Genomic DNA, 693 nt, shown 5'->3' with positions numbered 1-693 from the left:
ATCGGAGAAAAAATTCTTCCATATATAATTATCAAAGCCTATGGAATTATGTACCACAATGTAGGAGACAGTCTTCAGATTCATTATGAGCTGAAATTTGCCCTGACGGCTTCAGTTGCTGCAATTGTCTGTACAGTTGGCGCTACTGTTATTTCCTGTTATCGGGTACTTTCTGAGACACCGGCTTCTCTTATGCGTCCGCCGGCGCCAAAAGAGGGCAAAAGAGTTCTGGTAGAAAAAATCACGATTTTGTGGAAACATCTGAATTTTACCTGGAAGTCAAGCCTCAGAAATCTTTTCCGCTACAAAAAGCGTCTGTTTATGACAATATTCGGTATTTCCGGAAGTATGGCGCTGATGCTGGTAGGCTTTGGCATCCGGGATTCTATTTCAGATATTGTGGTGAAACAGTATTCTGAGCTTCAGCACTATGACGGAACTATTATTACGGATGAGGACGCTTCTGATGAAGACAGAGAGAAGCTGATGGAATATCTGGACAAAAATGAAAAACTGGAACGGTTTACAAACATTCAGTTCAGTAAGATTACAGCTCCCAACGGGAAATCCAATATCAGTGTTTATCTCTATGTACCGGAAAATATGGAAAACTTCCGGGAGGATGTGACACTGAGAAACCGTCTTACAGGAGAGGCCTATGAGCTGACTGATGAGGGTGCGGTGATCAGTGAA

General features: G+C 42.4%; 1 pseudogene. It reads left to right on the top strand.

What is annotated here, in order from left to right:
* Positions 1-693 (top strand): annotated as a pseudogene (locus QVP40_RS09435) (FtsX-like permease family protein); the annotation flags it as partial.

Origin of the sequence: Blautia sp. CAG:257, assembly GCF_000433815.1 — a bacterium.
Lineage (GTDB): Bacteria > Bacillota > Clostridia > Lachnospirales > Lachnospiraceae > Blautia_A > Blautia_A caecimuris.
The sequence above is the reverse complement of the archived record's forward strand: the minus strand, read 5'-3'. Positions and strand labels throughout refer to the sequence as shown.